Origin of the sequence: Catenibacterium sp. AM22-6LB, assembly GCF_003435615.1 — a bacterium.
Lineage (GTDB): Bacteria > Bacillota_I > Bacilli_A > Erysipelotrichales > Coprobacillaceae > Catenibacterium > Catenibacterium mitsuoka_A.
This window is the reverse complement of the sequence record NZ_QTUM01000007.1, coordinates 39,391-59,134: the sequence shown is the minus strand read 5'-3', so window position 1 is coordinate 59,134 and position 19,744 is coordinate 39,391. Positions and strand designations below refer to the sequence as shown.

At 33.9% G+C, this 19,744-nt stretch carries 16 protein-coding genes; 2 read left to right on the top strand and 14 right to left on the bottom strand.

Translation table 11 applies throughout. From position 1 onward, the window contains the following. Nucleotides 1-93: 93 nt before the first annotated feature. The 9 genes from DW269_RS03145 to DW269_RS03105 all read right to left on the bottom strand — a co-directional run bounded on the left by DW269_RS03145 (nucleotide 94) and on the right by DW269_RS03105 (nucleotide 10,045). Complete coding sequence (locus DW269_RS03145; RefSeq protein WP_117458517.1) at nucleotides 94-1,734, bottom strand: putative manganese-dependent inorganic diphosphatase; 1,641 nt, start codon at nucleotides 1,732-1,734, stop codon at nucleotides 94-96. Between the two features lie 10 nt (nucleotides 1,735-1,744). Next, a complete protein-coding gene (locus tag DW269_RS03140; RefSeq protein ID WP_117458516.1) occupies nucleotides 1,745-2,404 on the bottom strand; it encodes a transcriptional regulator in 660 nt (219 codons plus the stop codon). A 127-nt stretch (nucleotides 2,405-2,531) separates the two neighbouring features. Beyond that, the gene (locus DW269_RS03135) at nucleotides 2,532-3,800 is read right to left on the bottom strand and encodes a glycoside hydrolase family 1 protein (RefSeq protein ID WP_117458515.1); all 1,269 of its coding nucleotides are present in this window, start codon (nucleotides 3,798-3,800) and stop codon (nucleotides 2,532-2,534) included. Continuing rightward, entirely contained in the window at nucleotides 3,793-5,094 is a 1,302-nt protein-coding gene (locus DW269_RS03130; protein ID WP_117458514.1) for a PTS sugar transporter subunit IIC, read from the bottom strand. The genes DW269_RS03135 and DW269_RS03130 overlap by 8 nt, the downstream gene beginning before the upstream one ends. Nucleotides 5,095-5,096: 2 nt before the next feature. Then, the gene (locus DW269_RS03125) at nucleotides 5,097-6,485 is read right to left on the bottom strand and encodes a glycoside hydrolase family 1 protein (protein ID WP_117458513.1); all 1,389 of its coding nucleotides are present in this window, start codon (nucleotides 6,483-6,485) and stop codon (nucleotides 5,097-5,099) included. A 109-nt stretch (nucleotides 6,486-6,594) separates the two neighbouring features. Next, nucleotides 6,595-7,392: a MurR/RpiR family transcriptional regulator gene (locus DW269_RS03120; RefSeq protein ID WP_158546296.1), complete on the bottom strand. Its 798-nt coding sequence runs from the start codon at nucleotides 7,390-7,392 to the stop codon at nucleotides 6,595-6,597. 69 nt (nucleotides 7,393-7,461) lie between these two features. Next, on the bottom strand, nucleotides 7,462-7,806 hold the full coding sequence (locus DW269_RS03115) for a zinc-ribbon domain-containing protein (RefSeq protein WP_117458511.1): 345 nt from the start codon (nucleotides 7,804-7,806) through the stop codon (nucleotides 7,462-7,464). Further along, the gene (gene gltA, locus DW269_RS03110) at nucleotides 7,807-9,195 is read right to left on the bottom strand and encodes an NADPH-dependent glutamate synthase (protein ID WP_117458510.1); all 1,389 of its coding nucleotides are present in this window, start codon (nucleotides 9,193-9,195) and stop codon (nucleotides 7,807-7,809) included. It abuts the gene before it with no gap. A 1-nt stretch (nucleotide 9,196) separates the two neighbouring features. Continuing rightward, nucleotides 9,197-10,045 (bottom strand): sulfide/dihydroorotate dehydrogenase-like FAD/NAD-binding protein, encoded by an 849-nt coding sequence (locus DW269_RS03105; RefSeq protein WP_117458509.1) that lies wholly within the window; start codon nucleotides 10,043-10,045, stop codon nucleotides 9,197-9,199. A gap of 167 nt (nucleotides 10,046-10,212) precedes the next feature. On the opposite strand from DW269_RS03105, the gene DW269_RS03100 reads away from it, so the two are divergent. Beyond that, nucleotides 10,213-11,001 carry an HAD family hydrolase gene (locus DW269_RS03100; protein WP_117458508.1) on the top strand — a complete coding sequence of 263 codons (789 nt, stop codon included), beginning with the start codon at nucleotides 10,213-10,215 and terminating at the stop codon, nucleotides 10,999-11,001. 16 nt (nucleotides 11,002-11,017) lie between these two features. Here DW269_RS03100 and DW269_RS03095 read toward each other — a convergent pair whose 3' ends face one another. The 4 genes from DW269_RS03095 to DW269_RS03080 form a co-directional block, all read right to left on the bottom strand. After that, nucleotides 11,018-11,248 (bottom strand): hypothetical protein, encoded by a 231-nt coding sequence (locus tag DW269_RS03095; RefSeq protein WP_022425252.1) that lies wholly within the window; start codon nucleotides 11,246-11,248, stop codon nucleotides 11,018-11,020. 68 nt (nucleotides 11,249-11,316) lie between these two features. Continuing rightward, nucleotides 11,317-11,934, bottom strand: coding sequence for a VanZ family protein (locus DW269_RS03090; RefSeq protein ID WP_117458507.1), 618 nt, complete (start codon nucleotides 11,932-11,934; stop codon nucleotides 11,317-11,319). A 126-nt stretch (nucleotides 11,935-12,060) separates the two neighbouring features. Continuing rightward, nucleotides 12,061-14,712: a bifunctional acetaldehyde-CoA/alcohol dehydrogenase gene (gene adhE / locus DW269_RS03085; RefSeq protein ID WP_117458506.1), complete on the bottom strand. Its 2,652-nt coding sequence runs from the start codon at nucleotides 14,710-14,712 to the stop codon at nucleotides 12,061-12,063. Between the two features lie 247 nt (nucleotides 14,713-14,959). Continuing rightward, complete coding sequence (locus DW269_RS03080; RefSeq protein WP_117458505.1) at nucleotides 14,960-18,310, bottom strand: DEAD/DEAH box helicase family protein; 3,351 nt, start codon at nucleotides 18,308-18,310, stop codon at nucleotides 14,960-14,962. Between the two features lie 117 nt (nucleotides 18,311-18,427). Between DW269_RS03080 and DW269_RS13100 the strand changes: the two genes are divergently transcribed. Beyond that, nucleotides 18,428-18,559, top strand: a complete 132-nt coding sequence (locus tag DW269_RS13100; protein WP_255413822.1) for a hypothetical protein — start codon at nucleotides 18,428-18,430, stop codon at nucleotides 18,557-18,559. Nucleotides 18,560-18,631: 72 nt separating this feature from the next. Here DW269_RS13100 and DW269_RS03070 read toward each other — a convergent pair whose 3' ends face one another. Further along, nucleotides 18,632-19,705 (bottom strand): SAP domain-containing protein, encoded by a 1,074-nt coding sequence (locus DW269_RS03070; protein WP_158546295.1) that lies wholly within the window; start codon nucleotides 19,703-19,705, stop codon nucleotides 18,632-18,634. Nucleotides 19,706-19,744 lie beyond the last annotated feature (39 nt).

Sequence of the window (19,744 nt, the reverse complement as noted above, 5' to 3'; positions counted from 1 at the left end):
CGCCCCCACAGTGGACTTTCACCACCTAGATATATGCCATGCCCGGCATACAAAAAAGCTATTCGTTGAGTTCTCAACAAATAGCTAAATTTATTAAGCGTTGATAGCACGAGTGATAGCTGGAACAACCTGTTTCTTACGAGAAATAACACCTGGTAAGTTTGCCTGATGTTCAACTAACTGTACATTAAATGCATTTTCTACATATTCAGGATGGCTGCCTGCAACAAATACTTCACTTGTCGCATTGATTACATCAGTTAATAATAGAACTGCTGTATCGAATCCATTTTCAACACATAGATATTCCATATATTCAAGCATTTCAGCCTTAAGTGGTGCAAAACCATCGATATCCATAGTATTAACCTGAGCAATACCAACTTTTGCATCACCAATATTGAATGACTTGTAATCCTGGTTATAGATTTCTTCAATTGATTTACCTACTAATGAAGTACCAGCCTTAAACATTGCAAGACCGAATTCTTCAGCATCTACACCAGCAATTTTAGCTAATTCTAACGCAATTTCTTTATCAGTCTTTGTGCAAGTTGGAGATCTGAATAGTAATGTATCAGAAATAATAGCTCCTAACATTAAACCAGCTACATTCTTAGGAATTTCAACACCCTGTTCCTTATACATTTTCGCAATAATTGTACAAGTACAGCCAAGTGGTTCTGCTCTGAACTGTAATGGACCTACAGTCTGGAAATCAGCTACTCTGTGGTGGTCTACTACTTCTAGGATTTCTGCTTCTTCAATACCTTCTACAGCCTGTCCTCTTTCGTTATGGTCAACAAGAATCATTTTCTTATGATCACCAGTAATAACCTGGAAACGAGAGATAGTACCTACTACCTGATCATTTAAGTCAATAACAGGATATGAATGATATCTTGTTTCACTCATTACTTCTTTTAAGTAATCTACAGTATCATCTGTAGAGAAGCATGTTAAATCGCCCTTCTGCATAACATATTCAACAGGTACTGCCTGAATGATCTGCTGAGAAGTCTTGAATGTAGTGAAAGCAGTAGCTACTACACTGACACCTGCATTCTTACATTCTTCAAGAACTGATTCTTCTAAGTGTAATGAGTTAGTAAGGATGATTAAATCAACCTTCTTCTTCAACATTTCACGAATGCCTTCAGTTCTGTCACCACCAGTAATGATAACATCATGTTCATTAACATGATCAATAACTTCCTGAGAGTTCATACCAGTGATATGAAGACTACCTTTGATAGTACGTAATTCTGGGTTTAAATAAACAATCTTAGCATCTAATGTATCTACTACGTTTTCAATTGGAGTATGTGCATTCTTTAAGATATCTTTATCCCAATCTTCCATGTAACCTTCAATAATGTTTGTAGAAGATAATAAACCTAAAAGATGAGAATGATCATCTAATACTGGAGCGCTCTTTAAGTTCATCTGGCACATTAATGACCAAGCAGTTCTTAAAGTTAATTCTTTAGAGAATAAAGTTACCTGATCATAATCAAGATCTTCTACTTTCTGTTTAACTGACTTTAATAACTGTGGTGTATGTGCATTAAATCTCTTTAATACATACTCAGTTTCACGGCTTACTTCACCAAGTCTTACTGGTATTGCCTGTCCGTACTTATGAGTTGCATTTAATAAATATGAATAACTGATGGCCGCACAAATTGAATCTGTATCCGGATTCTTATGACCACTTACGTAAACTAAATCCATGTTTTTCCTCCTATGCTTTCTTTAAATAACGATAAATTGTTGGTTCAGAAACATCTAACTTATCTGCAACTAGGGCAATTGCGCCTTTTACTTTAAATGTTCCTTTATCCTGTAAGTATTTAACAACTCTGATCTTTTCTTCTACTTTTAATCTTTCTGCATGAACGTAAGATGGAACTCCCATATTCTGCATACATTCAGCAATATACTTTTCTACCATCTCATCAAGTGGAGAAGATAAGATTTCGATTGGGCTATCATATTTGAATTCTACATTTGTATTATCCTTAATACCTAGGATTCTTCTCATTGCAGTTTCAATATATTCAAAATCTGTGACGTTAACGTTAATACAAAGCATACCAACAGGATAAACATTGCCTGGTTCCTTGATCCAATATGTTGCAGATTTTAACAGTTTACCATCAGGTCCGGCTGTTTTGTAGTTCATGACAAAGTCACTTTTTTCATACTGTTTTGTTTCTAAATAATGAACAGATAAATTTGAAAGCTTAGCACCAACTTCTCTGCCAGAAATCTCACCATTTGCGATAGCAACAACTTCCTGTTGAGGAGATGTGAGATCGTGTAAAGCTATTTCAACATTATCCCCTAACGCAACACCTAGGAATGGGACAAGGGCTGCATATGGTTCTAATAATTTATGCATTATACTTCCTCCTTTACAACAGAGTATTTTATCATAATAAAAAATATCAGTAAATTATTATTATCATAAAACAGAAATTTTTTATTATTTTTTATTATGCAGAAAAAAGACACCTTTTTAAAGGTGCCTATATGTTATTTGAATAGTATTTTTTAATAATATCAAGTGTGAGGGCATTATTTTCTACTATTTCACCATAGAAATATCCACTTGGTTTAAGTGTTCTTTCATAAGTTTCATGATTAACTGAAGCTAATCCAAATGTCGGTGTATAAGTGCCCCATTCCCAGTTATCTAATAATGACCAATGAAGATAACCTAATACCTTGACTCCACTATCCATCGCCTGCTTGACAGCTTGTAATACAGTCGCAATGTAAATGACACGATATTTATCATTTTTGCAAGCAATACCATTTTCAGTAATGAGAACTGGTTTATCCTTTAATCTATTGAGACAATGGAATACAACCTCGGGGCAAATATCATCACTAAAATATGGAACATCTAAACTGTGAATACTGCTTGCTTCATAGCGATCAAATCTAAACATTGCTTTTCTACTATTAATCAGCTGTCTTGTATAAACATTCACTGCCCAGAAATCACATGTATCCTTTAATTCAGGCATATAAACAGCATCATGGAATGGTACAACGATCTCCCCTGTTCTTATTGCATGTAGGAAGAATTCATTTTCCATATAATCTATATAATCTGCCATGATCTGATCTGGCTTATCTGTGATGCCTCTCATTGGTTTCTTTTCAGCATAATTCATAGGAGATGAGACAGGCTTATTTGAATATTTCTTAATCACATGATATGCCTTAGCATGATACTGAAGCAAATTGATACTTTCTTCAATTGTATATTCGAAGACAATGTTCATCTCATTGATAATGAGCCAGCATTCAACATACTCATCAAACTCCGGAACAACCTTCTCAACATATCTTAAGAAATAGTCAAGATTATCCATAGTTTTAAATGCACCTAACTGGTGAAACCAGACAGGATGTGAATTATGATGAAGTGTTAAACATACTTTAATGTTATTCTTCTTTAATTCTTTCAAGACATCTCTATAATGTTCAATCTCTTTTTCATCAAACTGACCTTCTACTGGTTCAATACGTGACCATTCCAAAGACATACGATATGAGTTTAAATGCATCTTCTTGAGTAATGCGATATCTTCTTTGTACATTTCATAGCTATTACATGCACGTCCTGCCATTTGATAAGGTACACCACCGTATGCAAACTTAGGTGCAATCTCCTTATCATCATAAAATGAATTATTGTTACCTTCAATCTGTTGTCCTGCAGTAGTAGCACCCCATAAAAAATCTTCTGGGAATGTAATATCTGAATATTCTAGTATATTAATCATTTGCTTTTTCTTCCTTGATTCTATTTTCTTCTTCTAATGCCTGTTTATCTAACATCTTAAAGAATGGATACCAGATAATACATGATAGAACAACTGCAACAAGTTCATAGATACCTGCACTCACGCTTCCATTTACCATACCATGTATAAATGGTGGAAGAGATCCTGTACCAAGAATACCAACATAAGGCGCAATGATATGAAGTTTCATGAGTAAGTAACCTACAGATGATACAACGATTGGGCATACAATAAATGGAATGATTGTCATGACATTCAACATAAGTGGTAAACCAAAGATAAGTGGTTCATTGACACTGAAAATTCCACAAGGGAAAGTAATTTTACCAAATGCTTTATATCTTTCACTCTTAGCTGTAAAGAACATCATAATAACTAAACCAATTGTCGCACCACAACCACCAATACAAGCTAAATCCCATAAGCCAAAGTTAATAGTATGGACAATCCCATGTCCTGCTGCAAGTGAAGCTGTGTTTTCTGACATATAGCCTAACCAAACTGGAATAAGAATTGGTAAAACTGTCTGTGATCCATGAATACCGAAGAACCATAATAATTGGGCAATAACTAATAATAAGATAAATGCAGGGAAACTTCCTACTAGAGACTGTAATGGTGTCTGAATGATTGTATAGATAAAATCATTAAATGTCTTAAAATGAGTGACAGAGAAACCATATTTTACAAGTCCAAACACTAATACAATGACAACTGCTGGGATTAATGAAGTGAATGAATTGCTGACCATTGGTGGAACACCTTCTGGCATCTTGATTGTAATATTCTTATTCATAAAGAACTTCATAATCTGAATGACAATCAATGAAACAACAATTGCTGAAATAACCGCTTTTGGTCCAAAATAAGCTGCATCAAACATATTAGTCGATACCATACCTTGTTGTTCTACAGTAATAGGTGCTAATAGAATGAATGCCACTAAAGAGATTACTCCTGTATTAAATGCATTCTTTTCAATGCCATAAACCTTAGCCCCATTATATGCAATAGAGAATGCCATAAATAAGCCAATAAGCTCTGTAGTGACATTAGGTACAAAATTAATAATAGTCAATAAGTGTGTTGCCTTTAAGAAATTCTGATAAGGTGCCCATGTGATAGAAGTTAAAACCGAAAAAATTGCTCCTACCATAATAACACCTAAAAGTGACATAGAACCTCCTGATACTGCCTGCAATGCTTTAATTCTAGATATTTTATTTGCAACTGGAATAAATTTTTGTTCCATGAATTGTATAAACTTGTTCATATTTATTCTCCTTTGAATCCATTATTCTTAATAACATTCTTATACCAGTAAAAACTGTTCTTCTTAATACGTGCACATGATTTTACATCTCTATTTGTACGGTCCACATAGACAAGACCATAACGCTTATTAAATCCTTCATGTGAACTAACAACATCTAAAAATGACCAAGGACAATATCCAAAAAGCGGATAACCTTCTTCAATCAGCTTATAACACTGATTAATATGTTTTGTCAGATAATCAATACGATAAATATCATTTATTGAACCATCTTCTTCTATTTTATCTGTATAAGCCATACCATTTTCAGTAATAATCATTGGTAATTCATATCTGTCATAGAGATTTCTAATTCCAATATATAGACCATCTGGATCAATTCCAAAATGCATCCATTCTGTTGGTTTCAATTTTTCATTATTCACAACATAGAACTGATCACTGATATAAAATGGTGGCATTCTTGTACATTCATCTTCTGGATATTTAGTTCTGACTGTGCAGCTTGCATAATAGTTTACACCAATGAAATCTGGATGATTTTCTTTAAGATAATGAAGATCTTCTTCATTCATTTCTGGATAAACATCTCTATCCTTCAAATATTTTGTAAAGTGATGAGAGTAGTGTCCCTTAATAGATAAATCCAGGAAACTCCACTGCACTTCATCCTCTGCATTCTTTGCAGCAAGCACATCTTCTGGTGCGGATGTTGCTGGATAAATCACCTGCATAGCAACTACATGACCAATTTTTCCATCAGGTACCATTTCTTTAAAATAACTTGTCGCAATCTTTTCTGCTAATGTCATATGATATGACATCTGATAAAGATTCTTCTGTCTTAAATGTGGATCTTTTTCAAGATTCATATTCATATCATCTGGTGCTGCCGCACACATCTGTTCATTAATAGTTGCCCACAGCTTAACTTTTGATCCAAATTCTTCAAAACAAATTCTGGCATATTTTACGTATGCATCTACACATTTTCTACTCTTCCATCCTCCATACTTTTCAATCAATGCATAAGGCATTTCAAAATGATAAAGTGTAGGAAATGGCTGAATACCATTTGCAAGAAGCTCATCAATCAACTCATGGTAGAAGTTCAAGCCATTCTGATTCACATTTTCACCATCTGGCATAATTCTTGACCAGAAGAATGAAAAGCGGTATACCTTCATACCAAGTTCTTTCATTAATTGTACATCTTCTTTGACATGGTGATAATGATCTGAGGCAGTTTTATAGTCTGCCAAACCATCTGGTATATGACGCATGTCGCTATTCGCAATACCTCTTTCTTCATTAAAACCGCCTTCTACTTGAAAGGCACTTGTAGAAGCACCCCATAAGAAGTCTTTAGGAAATTCTTTGTTTTTCATATTCTTTTTCCTCCCACTGATATCTTAATACAAAGTGAACTCATTTTTTTCGTCAAAAAAATGCTGAAGATGTCATATTCTCCAGCATAATTTCAGTTTATGAAATTTTTTATATATGTGAATAGTTAATATAGTAGTAAATAATAATCAACTCAATTGTATACATAAGAGTAATACGTCCTTCAGTATTACTATTTGTCTTATTGCATAAGATGACTTCATCACATGCACTAATAAGTTTGCCAACTGTAATCATAGATATAGCCACAATCTTACATTCTTTTTCTGTCAATATATCAATAATCTCTGTATTACGATAAAAGAAACTTCCTTCTAATGAGATGATGAATACTAGTGAATGTGGTGCAATATTTTTTGCAAGTTCTAATTGTTTTTCATCAGAAACACCTAATTGAATCAAACGATTTAAACTTGCCATCTTATTTTGGAAATGAATACCTACATAATTTGCATATTCTAAACCAAATAAAGCAATTTCCTTCGCCTGATAGATCATTTCACATACTCTATTTAATTGGCGATAATCTATATGATCAAAAGTGAATTGTATATTCTCAATGACATTTTCAGTATATCTTTGATAAATGGGCTTTAAGTCTTCAGCAGTTGCCATATTGATGCGCTTAGAGTAATCTACATCAATTGTCAAAGTATGATTTATATCACTCTTGAATTCTTTATAGCTATCATATCCCAGTGTTCTCACAAATCTTGTAATAGACGAAGAAGAGACGTAGCACAAATCAGCTAAATCAAAAATAGTGAGTTCTGGAATCTTATTATAATTCTGTAATATAGTCTTAGCGATATCAACATTCACTTCTTTACCATCACCATAATTTACAATACTTAATAATTGAGACATAATTGAAATACCTTTTGGCATGAGTAACACCTCCATTCCTCTATTTTACTAAATCAAACTGTTACTTTACAAGTACGAAAAACACAGGAATCAAAAGATTCTGATTCCTGTGTTTAATAATAATGCATAAGTTGCAATAAAATTCAATATAAAGCTAACGATTCCTGTAATTAAACATGCTTTCGCCTTATTAGGAGTCATTCTTCTTTTCATGAAGAAGAAGATAACACCCATAAAAGGGAATAGGAATGAAATAATACATAAACCAATAGAGGCACGATCTTCTTCATAATAAGGACTTGTATAGCCATTACTAGAAGCGTAGTCTTCCATGCTTGTGTAGTCTGTTCTATTTTCTAATCTTACAGGTTCTCCACAATTAGGACAGAACTTTGCATCTTCCTCTAACTCTTTACCACATCGTGTACAATACATTTATTCACCACTTAATTTTTCATCAATAGCCTTAGCTGCTTTTTTACCAGCACCCATAGCAAGAATTACAGTAGCAGCACCAGTTACAACGTCACCACCAGCCCATACGCCTTCTTTAGATGTATGGTTAGTTTCTTCTTCAACGATGATACCACCCCACTTCTGGCAATCAAGACCAGGAGTAGTCTGTCTAATTAATGGGTTTGGAGACTGACCGATTGCGATAACAACTGTTCCACAATCAATAGTAAAGTTAGTGCCTTCTTTTGCAATTGGTCTTCTTCTACCAGATGCATCTGGTTCTCCTAATTCCATTTCTACACATTCAAGAGCTTTAACTGAACCATTGTCACCATGAACAGCAACTGGATTAGTTAATAACTTGAAGATAATACCTTCTTCCTTAGCATGATGTACTTCTTCAGCACGTGCAGGAATTTCAGCATCACTACGACGATATACGATATATACGTTCTTAGCACCAAGTCTCTTAGCAGTTCTTGCAGCATCCATAGCTACGTTACCAGCACCTACAACACATACTGTATCAGCCACTTTAACTGGAGTAGGATGTTTAGGGAATTCATAACCCTTCATTAAGTTAACACGAGTTAAGAATTCGTTTGCAGCATAAACACCATCAAGGTTTTCACCTGGAATACCCTGGAAACGAGGTAAACCAGCACCAGCACCTACGAATACAGCATCATAGCCACTTTCCTGTAATTCATCAATTGTGATAGAACGACCTACTACAACGTTTGTTTCAAACTTAACACCTAAGTCTGCAACACCATCAATTTCAGCCTGTACTAAATCTTTTGGTAAACGGAATTCTGGGATACCATAAGATAATACACCACCAGTTTTATGTAATGCTTCAAATACTGTTACATCATAACCACGTTTAGCAAGTTCACCGGCACAAGAAATACCTGAAGGTCCTGAGCCTACAATAGCCACTTTCTTGCCGTTCTTTTCAATCTTAGTTTCAGTTGGTTTACCATGATCTCTATGATAATCAGCAACGAATCTTTCAAGTCTACCAATCGCAACTGATTCACCCTTAAAGCCTCTTACACACTTACCTTCACACTGGTTTTCCTGTGGACATACACGACCACAGATAGCAGGTAAAGCATTTTCTGTAGTGATGATTTCATAAGCTTTTTCAAAATCACCATTCACTACTTCCTGAATAAACTGAGGAATAGGTACATTTACTGGACATCCCTCTACACAGCGAGGCTTTTTACAGTTTAAGCAACGAGTTGCTTCTTCCTGAGCCATTTCTTTAGTATATCCTAAAGCAACTTCTTTAAAGTTAGTTGCACGAATTTCAGGTTCCTGAGAAGGCATTTCTACCTTTTTATTTGACATATTAGGCATATTATTTAACCCCCTTCATTAAGTTACACATACGGTCTGCATTGCTGTCAACAAGATGTTCTTCTTCCTTGAACATTCTCTGTCTTGCCATTAATTCATCAAAGTCAACATTTAAACCATCAAAGTCTGGTCCATCAACGCAGGCAAACTTGATCTTACCATCAACAGTTACACGGCAGCATCCACACATACCAGTACCATCAATCATGATTGGGTTAAGTGAAACCATTGTCTTAATATCTCTAGGCTTAGTTACTCCAACAACTGCCTTCATCATTACAACTGGTCCAATTGCAATAACTTCATCATACTTTTCACCCTTATCAAGTAAATCAGTTAAAACATCAGTAACAAAACCTTTTGTACCTACAGAACCATCATTTGTTGCGATATATACATTATCACAGAATTCTTTAAAACGATCTGCCCATAATACATACTGTTCTTCACGTCCACCGATGATTACATCAACCTTAGTACCAAGTTCTGCTAATTTTCTTAACTGTGGGAATAATGGTGCACTACCCACACCACCAGCTACACCGATGACATGATCCTTCTTTTCAAGATGAGTAGGGACCCCAAGAGGACCTACGAAGTCAGTGATATAGTCTCCTTCTTCTAACTTAGCAAGCTGTTTAGTAGAGTAACCTACAATCTGATAAATTATTGTGATTGTTTCCTTTTCTCTATCATAATCAGCAATTGTAAGAGGGATTCTTTCTCCATCTTCTCCTACACGTAAAATAATAAACTGACCTGGTTCACATTTTCTTGCAACCATTGGCGCATGTACTTCCATTAACTGTACAACGTCATTAAGTACTTCTTTTTTTACAATCTTATACATATTCTCAATCCTTTCTGAATCTTATTTAATCTTATCACACATTAGGTTTCTATTCAATGTCGCTTGATAGTAAATCAATGCGCTACCATGTGGTATTTTCAAGAATTGAGAGATTGTTGACAGATGTAATTATTTGTGGTTTAGTTTATAAAACAAGGAGAATATATATGAGTAGAAGAGTTATATTTTTTGATATTGATGGTACTTTATCTACAGAAACAGACTTTACTGTTCCTGAAAGCACAAAGAAAGCAATTAAACTAGCTCAGGATAATGGACATATCTTGATGGTGAATACAGGACGTACTATTTGTATTATAGAAGATGTAATTAAAGAATTAGGATTAGATGGTTATATCTGTGGTTGTGGGACTAATATCTACTATCATGGTAAAGAAATCTATCATGCTAAACTTCCTTCAGAATTAAAGAAAGGAATTGTGAATAAAGCTATTGAATTAGATATTGATGCCGTATTAGAAGGTCCTGAATCTATTTATTTCCCTGAAACAATCAAGACAAAGACAGTTCAGGAAATCAAAGAACATTATAGTGATATTAAAGTAAATGTTCCTGTATATCATAAAGATGATGAACCTAACTTTGATAAGTTCACTGCATGGTATACACCAGAAGATGACATTGAAGCATTTAAGGATGCATTTAAAGATGATTTAGAATATATCCAACGTGCTGAAGACTTCATTGAAGTAGTTCCTAAAGCATGTTCTAAAGCAACAGGTATTCAAACATTTATTGATCTCATTGGTGCTTCTATTGATGATTGTATTTCTATTGGTGATTCTACCAATGATCTACCAATGTTGACTTATACTAAGGAATCAGTAGCTATGGGTAATTCTAATCCTGTTCTATTTGATTATGTAACGTATATTACAACTGATATTGAAGATGACGGCATCTACAATGCCTTAAAACATTTTAACGTCATCTAAACTAAAAGCAGCCCTTCTAGGCTGCTTTTTGAAATGATACAATTCTTTCTCCATGAAATGAGACTTGTCCCTTTTGTCCTTCTAGATATTCATGAGGTTTTGTTACTTTGAGTACAATTTCTTTACCAAGTTCTGATTCAAATATGATCTTATCTTCAAGGACTTCTTTTACAATCACGTCTTCAGTGATGTAGTATCTTGTTAGGAACAAATATAAGAACAACAATAGTAGAAAAATAAAAAGCACAAGATTCACCTCTTTCTTATACAATTATTGTAACAGAAAAGATGTGTAATACTTGTGATTTTTTGACTTTAAAATAATTTTTTAATGAATGGGATTTTCAATACAATATATAGAATCAGTACGCCGCTCATATTCAGAATAATATCATCTATATCCGCTGATCCTACTTTCCAAATATACTGAATGACTTCTACTCCTATAATCATAAATAAGAAAAAGAGGAAATAAGGTAGAAATGAACGCATTGATTTAAACAAGACATATACAAAATAACCAAAAGGCATGAACAACATGACATTCCCAATCATATTAAGAATAATATTCTTAATAGGTAATGTATGTCTTTCATAAGCTGTGTAATAAAGAAGTATTGTCTTTAATGGACTGATATTCACACTACTTAATGCTTTGACATGTCTTAATGCTGGGTTAAGGAACAGTTGATAAGTAAGATTTATAAGGTAGATGATGAATGCGATACTATGAAGTATAGTAAACATTCTTCTTTTATTTTTGACTACATTTCTTGCATCATAGGCATAACCTACTAAACCAATCATCTGTATAATAACAAGTACAAATGTCTGTGTAATAGAAAACTTGATTGTATAAGAAATGATATCGATTAATTGAATAATGAAAGCGACAGCTGCAGTAAGTAAGAATAAAAAACGTTTATGTTTCATGACAGTGTCCTCCAAAAGCACATTTTAATGAGTTCACTTATATGAGTCAATAAACGATTCAATTTAACATAATTTAACACAAAAAAGAGGAGAGCCGTAAGGCTTTCCTCTAAATGGTTTTAAGAATTATTTCTTAGCGAATGGAGATTCGTAATCGTAGATTGTTTCTAGGATAGTTTCCATATCTTTAACCATAGGCATTCTTGGGTTAGCAGGAGTACACTGGTCTTCGTATGCGTTCATAGCGATTCTATGTACTGATTCTTCCCAATCAGCTTTGCTGATGTTCTGTGACTTAACGTTTACAGCACCACCAACTTTTACCCATAACTTTTCAACAGCCTGTGCGAACATTTCAACACCTTCTGCATCAGTCTTTGGATGTAAGCCGATTAATTCTGCTAATTCTCTATATTTCTTATCTGCCTTATAGTCTTCGATCTTTGGCCAGATGTTTAACTTAGTTGGAACTGTACCATTGTATCTGATTACATGTGGTAATAACATACCGTTAGTACGTCCATGAGGAATATGCCATTCTCCACCGATCTTATGAGCTAATGAGTGGTTCATTCCTAAGAATGCGTTAGCGAATGCCATACCTGCGATTGATGCAGCATTATGCATCTTGATTCTAGCATCAGGATCACCTTCAAGTACTGACTTTTCAAGGTTTTCGAATACTAACTTAACAGCCTGTTTAGCCCAACCATCAGTGAAGTCAGAAGCTAAGATTGAAACATATGCTTCAATAGCATGAGTTAATACGTCGATACCAGTATCTGCAGCGATTCTTGGTGGCATAGACATAGCGAATTCAGGGTCAACAATTGCGATTGTTGGAGTTAAAGCGTAGTCAGTTAATGGATATTTCTTGTTTTCCTTAGTATCAGTGATAACTGCGAATGGAGTTACTTCTGAACCTGTACCTGAAGTAGTTGGGATACATACTAACTTAGCTTTCTTACCAAGTTCTGGGAACTTGAATGCTCTCTTTCTGATATCCATGAATTTCTGCTTGATGTCATCGAAGTTAACTTCTGGATGTTCATACATTAACCACATAACTTTAGCAGCATCCATTGAAGATCCACCACCGATAGCGATGATTGTATCAGGCTGGAAGCTCTTCATGATTTCAAGACCCTTAAGAGTCATATCTAAAGATGGATCTGGTTCAACGTCGATGAATAAGTCAACGTCTACTTTGTTACGTCTTCTTCTGATAACATCTTCGATCTTTCCTACATAACCAAGGTCATACATACCTCTGTCTGTAACGATCATTGCTTTCTTCATTTCCTTCATATCTCTAAGATATCTGATTGAATTTCTTTCGAAATAAATCTTTGGAGGAAGTTTAACCCATTGCATATTGTTGTTACGTCTCCCTATTCTCTTAATATTTAGTAAGTTAATAGCACTTACGTTGTTTGATACTGAGTTATGACCATAAGAACCACAACCAAGTGTTAATGAAGGTAAGAATGCATTGTATACTGAACCGATACCACCGAATGTAGATGGAGCGTTTTCAATAATACGGATAGCTTTGATTCTCTTACCAAATGCTTTAGAAATTTCATGATTAGTAGTATGGATTGCAGCTGAATGTCCTAAACCGTTGAATTCAACAGTCTGAGCAGCCTTTTCAATACCATCTTCAGTAGAGTTTGCTTTGATCATACCTAATACTGGAGAAAGCTTTTCTCTAGTCATTGGTTCGTTAGGACCGATTTCCTTAACTTCGCAAACTAAGATCTGAACATCATCAGCTACTTTGAAACCAGCCTGTTCAGCGATCCAAGTAGCGTTCTTACCTGGAACGATGCTGTTTAATCTAGCTTCATTTACGTTTTCACTGTATGCTGTTGCACCGAACATGAACTGTTCAAGTTTCTTCTTTTCTTCAGCATTACAGAAATGTACATGATAACGACCAAGTTCTTTCTTGAATTCATCATAGATTTCGTGATCTACAACAACAACCTGTTCAGATGCACAAATCATACCGTTATCGAATGATTTTGATAAATAAATATCGTTTGCTGCCATTTTGATTTTACAAGACTTTTCTACGTATGCAGGAACGTTACCAGCACCTACACCTAAAGCAGGTTTACCACAAGAGTAAGCAGCCTTAACCATTGCGTTACCACCAGTAGCTAAGATAGTAGCAACACCTGGATGATTCATTAATGCACTAGTTGCATACATAGTTTTCATTGGTAACCACTGGATTACGTTCTTAGGAGCACCAGCTTTTACAGCAGCATCTAACATTACCTTAGCAGCCATAACTGAACAGTCATGAGCACCTGGGTGGAATGAGAAGATGATTGGGTTTCTAGTCTTCATAGCGATTAAAGACTTAAAGATAACTGTAGAAGTTGGGTTTGTTACTGGAACGATACCACAAACAACACCAACTGGTTCAGCGATTTCAGTGATACCAGTAAGTGGATCTTCATTAATAATACCTACAGTCTTTGTATGACGCATGTTGTTAGTAACATATTCACAAGCGAATAAGTTCTTAACAGCTTTGTCTTCAAATACACCACGGCCAGTTTCTTTTACAGCAGCTTCTGCAAGAACACCGTGTTTATCAAGACCAGCAACTGACATCTTTGCTACGATGTAGTCAACAGTTTCCTGGTCAAAACCTTCGAATTCGTCTAATGCTGTTAATGCGTTATTAACTAACTCATCAATGCAAGCATCAGTCTTTTCTTCTGTCCATTCTTCAACTTTCTTTTCGACTTTCTTATCAGCCATTTTTATATCCTCCATTGACCAAAATATTTCTTCTTCATATTTTGTAAGTTCACTATACATGAGTTCTTGTGAAAAAACAAGCATACTTTTGTGAAAATTTACACAATTTGTACATAGCATTTACTGTAAACGTTTGCAGTTTAGGGATATCCGATTGTGTTATTTTGTGCTTAGTTTTTATCAGAATTTTAAATTATAATTATTTTTTATAGTGATAGAATACTCTCAAAATCGTGAATGTTTTCTCTTAACATCTTTCGCTGAACGTATCTACAGTCTTTAATATCTCTCTTGCAATATTCATCTTATCCTTAAATAAGGCACTCATACTACCAATTGACTTGAAAGGATCCTGTAACAAGACCTTCTTGTCTTCAATGAAACCATTCTTCACAATATAATCTACTAATAATTCTACAAAGTGAATCTGCCTAGAATTCAAGCTCTGATCATCTAAGAAGCGTGAGAACTCAGCCATAGCTGCTTGTCTGTCTAATCCTACTATCTTTCTAATTAATCTTGTGATAGGTGTATCACCAAAATGTAATCGATAATCGTCTTTACTTCCTAAGTCTATCCATAATAAGTTTTCTAGATGTTTCATTTCATCCGGTGTAATGACTTGATTATGTCTGAGCTTATAGATAGCTTCATCATCTTCATGTGCTTTTAAATAATGCTGTACTTTCTCTTTATAGTTCTCTAAGCCTTCATCATTATAGAAAGCATCATTCATCTTTGTTTCAATGATTTCATCTTCAAAATGTGTATCTACTGGATCTACTATTGGACCAGGGTCTAAATACTTAACCAACCCTCTAATCTTCTCACGTAGTACTTCTAGATCAAAATAATTAGCTGTCTTCCAGTAATCAGGATCTTTGGCACATTTTAAATATTCAGCATTTCTTGCAATATCAGGAGTTGCTTGTTTTTTATAAAGTTCATTTGCAATCGCAACAACATTGTTGATAACTGAAGTAGCATCATAATGATTGAGATAAGCCATTTCAATCATATACATCTGTCTATCAAAGAATTTAGCTTGTGTATCTTCATCATGAATGACAACAAGCGAAGACAATTCATCTTTAATATAATGTGTATCCATTTCATTGAGATTTCTCCAATTATCCGGATTTTTATATTGATGTACATACTTCAAACGCAGTTTTACATTAAAACTATCTTCATTGAGTGATTGAATATAGTCTGACATTTCTTTGATCTGTTTGTTGATTTCATCAACATAATCCTGGTCTGTTGCATTCTGTTCAAGCGCATAAAGTATATCTACTCGCAACTTATAAATACGCTGAGAGAGTGATTCTATAATACCTGATTTTTCAGCATTCTTGTTTACTCTGAAATATTCCATATTTCCTAGGTAATCAAATATTAAGAATTCTTTCTTGTCATCTCCTGGACCAAACAAGTCTTTTCTTAGTCTTGTCCCTCGTCCAATCATCTGCCAGAATTTTGATTTACTTCTCACCTTTTTGAAGAATACAAGATTCACAATATCCGGTACATCTATTCCTGTATCTAACATATCTACACTAATAGCTACTTGAGGGTAACTGTCTGTTTTACCAAAACGTTCTATAGCTTCCTGAGCATATTTTGTATTAAATGTAATAACTTCAGCTAGTTTTCCTTTATATTCAGGATAGAGTACATCAAATCTTTCCTTGATCTTATGTGCATGATCTTGATTAGCAGCAAATATAATAGTTTTACCTATCTTATCTCCTCCTTCAATCTTAATACCATGTTCCATAAGTTCTCTAATCACAGTATCAATTGTATTTAAATTAAAGATAAACTTATTTAGCTGTGATGACTCAATCGTATCAGTATCAGGGAAAAGTGTATCAAATTCTTCCTTCTCCTCTTCCGATAAATCGTCATAGCAAATACCTTCTTCTAAGAACTTTAGTTTTGTTTCATAAGAATGGTAACTGACTAAATATTTATCTTTTACAGCTTTTTCATATTCATAAGCATATGTAGGAACACCTGTTTCTAAGTCAAATATAGAATATGTATTCATACTTATACTGTCTTTAGGTGTTGCAGTCAAACCTATAAGTAAAGCATCAAAGTAATCAAATATATCTTTATACCTGTTATATATACTACGATGACTTTCATCTAGGATAATCAAATCAAAGTGTCCTGGTGTGAATAAACGATTTCCATCTTTTCTTCTTGTTTCATCAATCGCATTCATCATTGTAGGATATGTACTAAAGATCATCCTTGATACTTCTGGATCATCTTTATTTTCACAAAGGTTACATGTAGTCAAAGAAGGCAGAAGGTTTACAAAACTTTTCTTTGCCTGTCTTACTAATGCAGTACGATCAGCAAGGAATAAAATATTCTTTGCCCAATCCGCTTTAGTCAATACATCTACTAAACTTATCGCAACACGTGTTTTACCACTCCCTGTTGCCATAACAAGTAATGCTTTACGACTTCCTTTTTCAAAGTCTTCACATGTTCTTACAATGGCTTCTTTCTGGTAATAACGGTTTGTGATGGCATCTTGTATAACAGGTTTAGAAATACTTCTACGAGTATCTCTTCTATCAATAAGTAACTGTATCTCATCCTGTGAGAAGATAGAAGAAATCCTTCTATCTGGATACATCATATCATCCCAGATATATGTTTCATAACCATTTGTATAGAATATGACAGGTCTTAGACCATATTCCTTTTCAATGCAATCTGCATAAAGCTTAGCCTGATTACGTCCAATACGAGGATTTGCACTTGTTTTTTTAGCTTCTATAACAGCTATAATCTTCCCAGTTCTACCACGTAATATATAATCTACATAACCATCTTGAGACTCTGTTGGCATATGATGTACAGGAAATTCTACTTGTACATTTGTATCAAAGTCCCATCCTGCTTCTTTAAGTTGCAGATCAATAACAAGTTTTCTTGTCTGCCATTCAAGAGCATTATTAACATCAATATACTCAACAGCTTTCTCTTCTTTTCTCTTAGCAGCACCTTGTTTTCTTAATTCCACATTTTCAGCAATAACTCTAGCAAGTTCTTCTTTTTGTTTTGCTTCTTTTTCTTTTTGTTTAGTAAGAATCTCTCTGATCTGTTCTTTAAGATCCTTATTCACAAACATATGTGTTTGATCAGGTAACTTAGCAGGATCAAATTTAGGTAACTGTTCCTGGTAATTTATTCCATATGAATAATTAATCCAGCTAATAAGTCTATAGAGATTATTCAAAGCAAGTACTGCTTCTTCTCTATTCACCTTAGCATTTGTATGCGTTGCATAGTTACCCAATTTAACTATATATTTAACACCTTCATAAACATCATTAGGAACAATTTGTTTAAATGTGTATTCATTGACTAAAGCACTTAGATTATCTCTATATGGCATCTGTAAGTCTATATCGTTCTTATACATGTAATGAACTGCTTGTTCTAATGCACGTCTTGTAAGCATTGCACAGGATGAAGGTGATACCATAAGTCCTTTTTCTGCTTCTATACATATTTCAGCAAAGTCTTGAAATTCTGTTTTTTTCTTTAAAAATGTAAAGTTCAATAGTACCATCTCCTTTATGTTTCTATTATATCCTAAAAAAGAACTTTATTGGGAATAATTGTAGTTACATTATCTATTTAACTTAAAGAATGGTATACTTTAGCTATATTCTATGGAGGTGATTTTATGGATTCAAAGCAACATGATGAATTATTGGAATTACTTGAAAAATCTGAAGAGGATGTTAGAGATGGTAGAGTAGCACCTATAGAGGATACTTTTGAAGAACTAAGAGATATATTAGGTAGTGGTGATTAGCAGCTAAGGCTGCTTTTTTATTATATAAAAGGCAGGATTGGTCCTGTCTAAGATAAATTTCAATGATGATATCTAAATCCTATATTGTCTTTTGAATCTTTTAGCACCGGTATTATAAATAGATTCAAGTGTTAATTTGTCATCATTTATTTCAGCAATAACTATTTCAACCTTCTCTTCTGGAATAAAAATAGTAAATGGAAGTTTAATAGCTGAGATTTCTTTTAACAAATTTGAAATCAATTCTTTTTCACTCCATCCAAAGTCATCACTCATATTTTTTATTCTTTTTGTGATTGCTGGTGCCATTGTTACAATTGATTTTTCGTAGGGAAAAAAGTTTTCACTATATATAGATAAATATTCCATATTAAAACCATTGCATAATCCACTTAAATCATATGAAATTACCTCACAAAGCAATTTAAAGGCGCCTTTTTCATTATGTTCTTCAACAAGAAAATCTGCCATTTCTAATTTAACACATCTATAACATCCAAAATCTCTAGTCTCAATATTTTTGATACATTCTTCATTAAAATACTGCCAAATCTTATCACGATAGTTTCTATAAGGAGGTGTTTGCATTTTTTCTGTAAAATTCCATATATCCAAACCATTAATTCTATGATTATGTATATAAGGAATCCATTCATATTTTTTCAACAACGCTTCCCCTTTTGATGTATATTTATATGGTTTTTCAGGAAATAAGATATCTAGCTCTTCTTCTGAAATATTTTCTAGAATACGTTCAATCATTTCTGACTTTTTCCCTGACGCTTTTAATCCATGAGACTGAAGAACGGGTTTTAACTCAGATATCTTTTTCTTTGTAAGTCTGTTTGCTGAAAAATCTATTTCTATAAAACCATCCTTTTCAAGTTTTGAAAGAATTGATTGAACATCCTTAATTCCATATTCATAAGACCAGAATTTTGGAAACTTGTTACCAGATGTACAATAATAACTTGCATAGCTTAGAACAAGAACTTCATGTGGATATAAGGAATCACAAGTAGGCATTTTACCACTTATTCCCTTTTCAATAGGAAACGTATTATCTTGATTTTTATTTAATAAATCAGAACCATCTGATTTCGCTTTACTTACTTCCTTTTTCTTAAAAAAATCAAATAAACTCATTGCAACCACCTTTCTCGCGTTCATTCTATAAAATTACTT

Excerpts from the sequence above, each read along its gene's own strand:
- DW269_RS03145 (WP_117458517.1), bottom strand. The coding sequence starts at position 1,734 with ATGGATTTAGTTTACGTAAGTGGTCATAAGAATCCGGATACAGATTCA.
- DW269_RS03140 (WP_117458516.1), bottom strand. The coding sequence starts at position 2,404 with ATGCATAAATTATTAGAACCATATGCAGCCCTTGTCCCATTCCTAGGT.
- DW269_RS03135 (WP_117458515.1), bottom strand. The coding sequence starts at position 3,800 with ATGATTAATATACTAGAATATTCAGATATTACATTCCCAGAAGATTTT.
- DW269_RS03130 (WP_117458514.1), bottom strand. The coding sequence starts at position 5,094 with ATGAACAAGTTTATACAATTCATGGAACAAAAATTTATTCCAGTTGCA.
- DW269_RS03125 (WP_117458513.1), bottom strand. The coding sequence starts at position 6,485 with ATGAAAAACAAAGAATTTCCTAAAGACTTCTTATGGGGTGCTTCTACA.
- DW269_RS03120 (WP_158546296.1), bottom strand. The coding sequence starts at position 7,392 with ATGCCAAAAGGTATTTCAATTATGTCTCAATTATTAAGTATTGTAAAT.
- DW269_RS03115 (WP_117458511.1), bottom strand. The coding sequence starts at position 7,806 with ATGTATTGTACACGATGTGGTAAAGAGTTAGAGGAAGATGCAAAGTTC.
- gltA (WP_117458510.1), bottom strand. The coding sequence starts at position 9,195 with ATGCCTAATATGTCAAATAAAAAGGTAGAAATGCCTTCTCAGGAACCT.
- DW269_RS03105 (WP_117458509.1), bottom strand. The coding sequence starts at position 10,045 with ATGTATAAGATTGTAAAAAAAGAAGTACTTAATGACGTTGTACAGTTA.
- DW269_RS03100 (WP_117458508.1), top strand. The coding sequence starts at position 10,213 with ATGAGTAGAAGAGTTATATTTTTTGATATTGATGGTACTTTATCTACA.
- DW269_RS03090 (WP_117458507.1), bottom strand. The coding sequence starts at position 11,934 with ATGAAACATAAACGTTTTTTATTCTTACTTACTGCAGCTGTCGCTTTC.
- adhE (WP_117458506.1), bottom strand. The coding sequence starts at position 14,712 with ATGGCTGATAAGAAAGTCGAAAAGAAAGTTGAAGAATGGACAGAAGAA.
- DW269_RS03080 (WP_117458505.1), bottom strand. The coding sequence starts at position 18,310 with ATGGTACTATTGAACTTTACATTTTTAAAGAAAAAAACAGAATTTCAA.
- DW269_RS13100 (WP_255413822.1), top strand. The coding sequence starts at position 18,428 with ATGGATTCAAAGCAACATGATGAATTATTGGAATTACTTGAAAAATCT.
- DW269_RS03070 (WP_158546295.1), bottom strand. The coding sequence starts at position 19,705 with ATGAGTTTATTTGATTTTTTTAAGAAAAAGGAAGTAAGTAAAGCGAAA.